At 47.1% G+C, this 8,045-nt stretch carries 6 protein-coding genes, 2 tRNA genes and 1 other annotated feature; of the genes, 7 read left to right on the forward strand and 1 reads right to left on the reverse strand.

Going from position 1 to position 8,045, the window contains the following annotated elements; genetic code table 11:
• Window positions 1-206: 206 nt before the first annotated feature.
• Window positions 207-1,673 (forward strand): IMP dehydrogenase, encoded by a 1,467-nt coding sequence (guaB, locus tag KNP99_RS14975; RefSeq protein WP_029332179.1) that lies wholly within the window; start codon window positions 207-209, stop codon window positions 1,671-1,673.
• A 144-nt stretch (window positions 1,674-1,817) separates the two neighbouring features.
• Here guaB and pdxR read toward each other — a convergent pair whose 3' ends face one another.
• Window positions 1,818-3,209: a MocR-like pyridoxine biosynthesis transcription factor PdxR gene (gene pdxR, locus KNP99_RS14980; RefSeq protein WP_214767977.1), complete on the reverse strand. Its 1,392-nt coding sequence runs from the start codon at window positions 3,207-3,209 to the stop codon at window positions 1,818-1,820.
• 129 nt (window positions 3,210-3,338) lie between these two features.
• Here pdxR and pdxS point away from each other — a divergent pair, with 129 nt between their 5' ends.
• The 6 genes from pdxS to KNP99_RS15010 all read left to right on the forward strand — a co-directional run bounded on the left by pdxS (window position 3,339) and on the right by KNP99_RS15010 (window position 8,044).
• Entirely contained in the window at window positions 3,339-4,226 is an 888-nt protein-coding gene (pdxS, locus tag KNP99_RS14985; protein WP_369834776.1) for a pyridoxal 5'-phosphate synthase lyase subunit PdxS, read from the forward strand.
• A complete protein-coding gene (gene pdxT, locus KNP99_RS14990; protein ID WP_088835954.1) occupies window positions 4,220-4,801 on the forward strand; it encodes a pyridoxal 5'-phosphate synthase glutaminase subunit PdxT in 582 nt (193 codons plus the stop codon). The genes pdxS and pdxT overlap by 7 nt, the downstream gene beginning before the upstream one ends.
• Window positions 4,802-4,888: 87 nt before the next feature.
• Window positions 4,889-6,133 carry a D-alanyl-D-alanine carboxypeptidase family protein gene (locus tag KNP99_RS14995; RefSeq protein WP_215193342.1) on the forward strand — a complete coding sequence of 415 codons (1,245 nt, stop codon included), beginning with the start codon at window positions 4,889-4,891 and terminating at the stop codon, window positions 6,131-6,133.
• A 12-nt stretch (window positions 6,134-6,145) separates the two neighbouring features.
• Window positions 6,146-6,353, forward strand: a binding site (T-box leader).
• Window positions 6,354-6,414: 61 nt separating this feature from the next.
• Window positions 6,415-7,692: a serine--tRNA ligase gene (gene serS / locus KNP99_RS15000; RefSeq protein ID WP_088835956.1), complete on the forward strand. Its 1,278-nt coding sequence runs from the start codon at window positions 6,415-6,417 to the stop codon at window positions 7,690-7,692.
• A 137-nt stretch (window positions 7,693-7,829) separates the two neighbouring features.
• A tRNA-Ser gene (locus KNP99_RS15005) sits at window positions 7,830-7,920 on the forward strand.
• 36 nt (window positions 7,921-7,956) lie between these two features.
• Window positions 7,957-8,044: transfer RNA gene (locus KNP99_RS15010), tRNA-Ser, on the forward strand.
• The last annotated feature ends 1 nt before the right edge of the window (window position 8,045 follow it).

Here is an 8,045-nt window from a genome sequence, read left to right on the forward strand (position 1 = left end):
CGAAAGTAGTTGGGGGCTTCCCCCTGTGAGGATAGGACGTTGCCAGGCAATTGAAAAGGACCGATCTGCATCTTGCAGGTCGGTCTTTTTGTGTTGTGTGAAACTTCAGACTGTTCTGATTATTACTGGAGTCATTGACATGACTGTTTCTCCTTGTTACCATAACATCAATATTCTTTTATCAAAGAGAAAGCGAGTGGATAAACATGTGGGAGAATAAATTTGCTAAAGAGGGCTTGACGTTTGATGACGTTTTGCTTGTACCACGTCGTTCAAGTGTCTTACCACGTGACGTCGATCTATCTGTATCCTTATGCGAAGGGATTACACTGAACATCCCGTTGATCAGTGCAGGAATGGATACTGTGACGGAAGCACCAATGGCGATTGCCATGGCACGTCAAGGCGGTCTAGGTGTCGTCCACAAAAACATGTCGATGGAAGACCAAGCAGAACATGTCGATCGCGTCAAACGTTCTGAAAATGGTGTCATCACGAATCCGTTTTATCTTACACCTGAACGCCAAGTATACGATGCTGAATATTTAATGAGTAAATATCGTATTTCTGGTGTTCCGATCGTTAACAACGAAACAGAACGGAAACTCGTTGGTATTTTAACAAATCGTGATCTTCGTTTTGTTAAAGACTATTCGACGGTAATTGAGACGGTCATGACGACAGAAGAACTCGTCACTGCTACAGTTGGTACGTCACTTGAAGAAGCAGAACAAATTCTCCACAAACATCGCATTGAAAAGTTACCACTCGTTGATGAGAACGGTGTATTAAAAGGCTTAATCACAACAAAGGATATTGAAAAAGTCGAACAATATCCACATGCAGCAAAAGATCAATTCGGACGTCTTCTCGTCGCTGCAGCTGTCGGTGTCACGAAAGATGCATCTCTTCGCGCACGTTTTCTTGTTGATGCAGGCGTCGATGCACTCGTCGTCGATACGGCACACGGTCACTCTGAAGGCGTACTCTTAAAAGTACGTGAGCTTCGTGATGAATATCCAAATCTTCCAATCATCGCTGGGAACGTTGCAACCGCAGAAGCAACACGCGATTTAATTGAAGCTGGTGCATCGGTCGTCAAGGTAGGGATTGGACCTGGTTCAATTTGTACGACACGTGTCGTTGCGGGAGTGGGGGTTCCACAAATCACTGCAGTCTTTGATTGTGCGACAGAGGCCCGTAAGCATGGTGTCTCCATCATTGCCGACGGCGGAATTAAGTACTCGGGCGATATCGTCAAAGCACTTGCAGCTGGCGGTCATGCGGTCATGTTAGGTAGTCTGCTTGCTGGTGTTGAAGAAAGCCCGGGCGAAATGGAGATCTACCAAGGTCGTCAATTTAAGACATACCGTGGTATGGGTTCTGAAGCATCAATGAAACGTGGTAGTCAAGATCGCTACTTCCAAGAAGCAGATAAGAAATTCGTTCCAGAAGGAATTGAAGGTCGTGTCGCTTACCGTGGAAAACTCGGTGATTCTGTCTATCAACTCGTTGGTGGGATTCGTTCAGGAATGGGATATTGTGGAGCAGCTTCATTAGAAGAATTGCGAGAAGACACACAATTCATCCGCATGACGGGTGCTGGCTTACAAGAAAGTCACCCACATGACATTCAAATCACAAAAGAAGCATCGAACTATACACGCCAATAAAAAGAAAGCCCTGCAGATGATGCGGGGCCTTTTTTTGTTTATAGATTAATGATGTTAGGCGGCTCAAGGTGTTTCACGACATAGCCTATATGAAAATCACGGACACGTTCAAGCTGGTTTTGTTCACAGTCCGAAAGACTGCTGTTACAACTGCCAAGACTGTAACAACTCCCCAAGCCCCTCTTCAAGATCTGATTCCGATAGACTTGCAAAACCTAACACGATTTGTGGGTGCATTGCTTCTAACGGAAGTTGTGCATACTGGGATAAACCATAGACCTGAATTGAAGCGTCGTGTGCTCGCCTGACTAATTCTTCTTCCGTCATCCCGTTCGCAACAGAAACGACGACATGCAAACCCGCACTTTCGCCGGTCAAGCGCAGGGATGAGATAGCACGTAACGAATTGACGACGATGTCTAACTTACGCCGATAGATCTTTCGCATCCGATTCAAATGTTTCTCGAAGTCGCCTTCTTTCATAAAGCGTGTCAAAATCGTTTGATCAAAACGTGAGACACTGCATGTGTAATAGGAGAGTTCGGTCTGATAGCGCTCAAGCAAAGAAGGCGGAAGGACCATGTAGCCAATCCGCAGTGAAGGCATGAGCGACTTGGAGAAGGTGCTCAAATAAAGTACTCGTTCACTATCGATGCTGTGGAGTGACGGAATCGACTTGCCACTATAACGAAACTCACTGTCGTAGTCATCCTCAATGATGTAACGTGTCGGGGATTCAGCAGCCCAGTTCACCAATTGCCGGCGCCGATTGACGGATAAGATGCTTCCGGACGGAAATTGGTGGGCAGGTGTCACATACATGATATCCACATCAGTCTGACTTAAAGTCGAGACTTTGACACCACTTTGATCGACCGGAATCGGGATTGCTGTTCGTCCATGATTCTCAAGAATGAGTCTGGTCGCATGATAACCGGGATCTTCGATTCCGTAGGTGACGTGTTGTCCTAGCAGGAAAATCAGTTGGGGCAAAAGTTGTTCGACCCCAGACCCAATGATGATTTGTTCAGGCGAACAGATGACACCTCTTGAGTGATATAGGTAGGTCGCAATTTCAACACGTAAGGCGAGATCGCCTTGCGGGTGTCCGAGAGAAACAAGGGATTGATTATGTTCATCGATGACATCCTTCGCATGTTTTCGCCAACGTGAAAAAGGAAAAGATGATCCATCGATTTTACTCGGATGGAAATCATGACGGATATAGGTGGACGGAGAAAGGTATTGCTTCGTTGCTAGTGGTATTTTCTTTACATAAGCAAGCTCTTCGTGTGCTAAGACAAAATACCCTTTTCTTGAAACTGACTCGACATAGCCTTCGGCGACGAGTTGTTGATAGGCGAGCTCAATCGTCGTTTGACTCAAGTTCAAGAACTGACCGAGTTTTCGTTTTGACGGTAATTTGACACCATACTCTAGACGTCCATCGATGATTTCTTGACGAATCTGTTGATACAATTGCTCGTATAACGGCTTATTGCCCTCTCGTATTAACTCGAACGATAACATATCCATTGAAGTACCTCCTAAAACTGACCTGTTCATTTCATCATAAACTGATACTTTTAAAATAGTCAATCGAGACTATACTAAAACGTAAGTAAGGAGCTATCAATCAAATTGTTCAAGGGGGAATTTAGAATGATGGAACGGCAACAAGGAACGGATCGTGTCAAAAGAGGAATGGCTGAGATGCAAAAAGGGGGCGTCATCATGGACGTCGTCAATGCCGAGCAAGCGAAAATCGCAGAGGCAGCCGGTGCCGTCGCCGTCATGGCACTCGAACGTGTCCCGTCTGATATTCGCCGAGATGGAGGTGTGGCACGAATGGCAGATCCGACCATCACGGAAGAGGTCGTAAATGCCGTCACGATTCCTGTCATGGCGAAATGCCGAATCGGCCATATCGTCGAAGCACGGATCCTTGAGTCGATGGGGGTCGATTTCATTGATGAGAGTGAAGTCCTGACACCGGCTGATGAAGAGTACCATCTGTTGAAGTCGACGTTTACGGTACCGTTCGTTTGTGGAGCGCGCGATTTAGGAGAGGCGGCTCGCCGAATTGCGGAAGGTGCGGCGATGATTCGGACAAAAGGCGAACCGGGAACGGGTAACGTCGTCGAAGCCGTCCGGCATATGCGAAAAATTCAAGCTGAACTCAACCAGATTTTACATACGAATCCGGATGAGTTGATGACACGGGCGAAGGAGTGGGGTGCACCTTACGAAGTCTTACGGATGATTCAGCAAGAAGGGCGTCTACCCGTTGTTAACTTTGCTGCCGGTGGAATCGCGACGCCGGCAGATGCTGCATTGATGATGCATCTTGGAGCTGACGGTGTTTTCGTCGGTTCAGGCATTTTTAAATCGGAGCAACCGGAAAAATTTGCGAAAGCGATCGTCGAAGCCGTGACGTACCGGGATGACTTCGAACGAATTGCGTATCTCTCGAAAGGTCTCGGAACAGCAATGAAGGGGATTGATGTCACGTCGATGCCGTTTGAGGAACGGATGGCACCACGAGGATGGTAATCGGGGTACTTGGTCTACAAGGGGCAGTCAGGGAACATCTTGAGATGTTGGCATCGCTCGGTGTAAAAACACGAATCATCAAATCGGCGGAAGATTTAGAAGGAATCGCCGGACTTGTCTTGCCCGGTGGTGAGTCGACAGCGATGCGCCGATTGATTGATCGCTACGCCTTGCTTGTGCCCCTTCGACAAAAAATAAAGACGTTACCGATGTTCGGGACGTGCGCCGGGATGATTTTATTAGCGACGGAACTTGAACAAGGAGATGTTCACCTCGGGGCAATCCCGATGAAAGTGAAACGAAATGCGTTCGGTCGCCAAGTGGACAGTTTTGAAACGATGCTAGCCGTCGACGGAATCGGGGCGGACATTGAAGCTGTCTTTATTCGAGCCCCTTATGTCGAACGAATCGATCAAGCGACCCGCGTTCTCGCTCGCATTGACGACGAGATCGTCGTCGTCGAAACAGACATGCATCTCGCCTGTTCGTTTCATCCGGAATTAACGAACGATACCTGTTTGCATCGTTACTTTATTGAAAAAGTAAAACAGCAACGTTCGGTTCACGTCATCTAACGACAAAAAAAGTATCCTTCAGTTCAAGCTGTCGGATACTTTTTTTATGCTACACTGAGGGTATAAATGAATTGAAGGAGAGGAACGATGAAACGACTTTTCATACTCTTCTTGAGCGTCCTTTTACTGACGACGAGTCTACTCCCAGTGACGAGTTATGCCGAGGTACCGACGATCAAGGCAGAATCCTACATCATGGTCGATGCTGTGACCGGTAAAGTATTGTTAGAAGAACAAGCCGATTTGGCTTTACCTCCGGCTTCGATGACGAAATTGATGACACTTTACTTAGTCCGACGTCAAATCGAACAAAAGAAACTAAGCTGGAACAAAAAAGTTCAACCAAGCCAAAAAGTACTCAAATTAGCAGGCACACCAGGATTGGCACGGGTGCCGTTAAGCAATCGTACATATACCGTTCGTGAGCTCTATGATGCAGCGTTCATCAAGTCAGCTAATGATGCGGCTGTATTACTTGCTGAAGTCGTTGCCGGAACAGAACAAAAATTCGTCAAGCTGATGAATGAGACGGCGAATACATTTGAGATGGACAATACAGAATACTCAAATGCATCGGGACTCGATGCAGTCGATGCAGCCTTACCGGGGACGAACTTGATGACAGCGATCGACATTGCACTACTCGTCATTCGTTTTATTAAAGATTATCCCGATGTCTTAGATGTCACGAGTCGTTCTTCGATGAAACTGGATGGCATCACACTCCAAAACTCCGATAAGATGTTGAAAGATCAAAAGTACGCGTATCCCGGGATGCGTGGGATGAAGACAGGGACGACTGATCTTGCCGGATATTGTTTTGCCGGTGTCGCGACGAAAGATAACATGACGATCATTACAGTCGTCATGCGGACGACATCCGATCAAGCGCGGTTTGCAGAAACAAAAAAGTTACTCGATTATGGCTTCTCATCGTTTGAGCCGTTGACTTATTACGGAAAAGGCGAGCGGATTAAAGACGTCTTCCCGATTCGTGGTGCGGAAGAAACAGACTATGACGTCATCACGGATGCATCGCTTTACGTGACGGTGCCGAAGAACGCAGCAACCCGTCCACCCGTATTTACGTTTAATCTGACCCATGCACCAATCAAGAATGGCGCAAGTGTCGGAACGGTTCAAGTGAAGGATGAAGGCATGTACTTGCCGGGGTTTGATGTGCCGAGATCACTTCTCTATAGTGCGGAGCGAATCGCTTTGGCGAGCTTCAAGACCCGTTTGTTCCGGGCGATTGCGGCCTGGTCTGATAAAATTGATGATGCGATTCGTAAACCGGGACTTGTCAATCTCAAACAGGATAGTGTAAAGTAGAGCTAATCTCATAACGATGCAATGAACGGACCAAGTAAAGGAATTTATTCTGTTAAGAGAGCTAGTGGTTGGTGTGAACTAGTCAGAAGGATGCCTTGAATCGAGCCGGATCGCACACCTTGCGAACAAGGTGCGGGTACGCCCGTTATCGCGTCTTTGAGTTGGCTAGTACGACTAGCAATGAGGGTGGCAACGCGGATCCAGGTGATTCGTCCCTCTTCGGTTTTTATACCGGAGAGGGATGGATTGCCTTTTTTTATTGAAAAAAAGGAGGAATACACATGATTGATATTAAACGTCTGCGTCAGGATTTTGACGCAATCCAAGAAAAACTTGCACACCGCGGAGAAGATTTAACGGACATGAACCGGTTCATCGCGTTAGATGAAAAACGTCGTGAACTGATTGCCCGGACCGAGGTCTTAAAAGCGGAACGAAATGACGCGACGAAAAAAATTGCAGAACTCAAACGCAATAAAGAAAATGCCGACGAGGCAATTGCCGCGATGCGAACTGTCGGAGATGAGATTAAAGGAATCGACGACGAGTTGCGCGAAGTCGAAGCGACGTTGAATCAACTGTTGCTTGGTATCCCGAACATTCCGCATGACAGCGTCCCGATCGGTTCTTCAGAGGATGATAATGTCGTCATCCGTGAAGTGGGTGATAAACCGGCCTTTGACTTCGACGCCGTCCCGCATTGGGATTTGATGGAGCAATTAAAAATCGTCGACGTGGAACGGGCAGGGAAAGTCACAGGAAGTCGCTTCGTTTTCTATCGTGGGGCAGGTGCACGTCTCGAACGTGCGTTAATCAACTTCATGATGGACATGCATCAAGATGAAAACGGCTATACGGAAATTTTACCGCCACTCATGGTCAACCGCGAATCAATGACAGGAACAGGTCAACTTCCGAAATTTGAAGAAGATGCGTTCAAAGTCGAAGAGACGAACTACTTCCTCGTGCCGACAGCGGAAGTGCCGGTGACGAACATGCACCGGGATGAAATCTTGGCAGCAAGCCAATTACCGATCGGTTATGCAGCATACAGCCAGTGTTTCCGCTCAGAAGCCGGATCTGCCGGCCGTGATACACGAGGCCTGATTCGTCAACACCAATTCAACAAAGTGGAGCTCGTTCGTTTCGTTAAGCCGGAAGAGTCTTATGAACAACTTGAACTGTTGACTGGTCAAGCCGAAGAAGTGCTTAAACGATTGAAATTACCGTATCAAGTCCTCAGCATGTGTACAGCGGATCTTGGATTCACAGCAGCGAAGAAATACGATATCGAAGTCTGGATGCCGAGCCAAGGCGTTTACCGCGAGATTTCTTCTTGTTCAAACTTTGAAGATTTCCAGGCGCGCCGGGCACAAATTCGTTTCCGCCGGGAAGCGAATGCAAAACCGGAATTCGTGCATACATTAAACGGTTCTGCGCTTGCTGTTGGCCGGACGGTCGCAGCAATCTTAGAGAACTATCAACAAGCAGATGGTTCAGTTATTATTCCAGAAGTACTTCGTCCATACATGGGTGGACTCAAAGTGATTCAAGCATAAGTAGAAAAGGGGGAGCCTTCCCCCTTTATACTTTTAAAAAGTTTTTTTAGAAAAGGTCTTTACAGAGTAAAACCAAGATGCTATTATAATTTATGTCAGGAAGGCAAGCACGTTACAATTTGCTCGATTATAAGTACGGAGGCGTACTCAAGTGGTTTAAGAGAACGGTCTTGAAAACCGTCAGGCGGCGAAAGCCGTGCGTGGGTTCGAATCCCACCGCCTCCTCCATTTCTTTTTTTTTTACCTGAAAACTACATATAACTTGGAGGCGTACTCAAGTGGTTTAAGAGAACGGTCTTGAAAACCGTCAGGCGGCGAAAGCCGTGCGTGGGTTCGAATCCCACCGCCTCCTC

The sequence above is a fragment of the Exiguobacterium sp. s95 genome (assembly GCF_018618655.1).
Lineage (GTDB): Bacteria > Bacillota > Bacilli > Exiguobacteriales > Exiguobacteriaceae > Exiguobacterium_A > Exiguobacterium_A oxidotolerans.

What these genes read in the sequence shown, in the direction of transcription:
- pdxR (WP_214767977.1), bottom strand. Translation starts at nt 3,209, where the DNA reads ATGGATATGTTATCGTTCGAGTTAATACGAGAGGGCAATAAGCCGTTA.
- serS (WP_088835956.1), top strand. Translation starts at nt 6,415, where the DNA reads ATGATTGATATTAAACGTCTGCGTCAGGATTTTGACGCAATCCAAGAA.
- pdxS (WP_369834776.1), top strand. Translation starts at nt 3,339, where the DNA reads ATGGAACGGCAACAAGGAACGGATCGTGTCAAAAGAGGAATGGCTGAG.
- KNP99_RS14995 (WP_215193342.1), top strand. Translation starts at nt 4,889, where the DNA reads ATGAAACGACTTTTCATACTCTTCTTGAGCGTCCTTTTACTGACGACG.
- guaB (WP_029332179.1), top strand. Translation starts at nt 207, where the DNA reads ATGTGGGAGAATAAATTTGCTAAAGAGGGCTTGACGTTTGATGACGTT.
- pdxT (WP_088835954.1), top strand. Translation starts at nt 4,220, where the DNA reads ATGGTAATCGGGGTACTTGGTCTACAAGGGGCAGTCAGGGAACATCTT.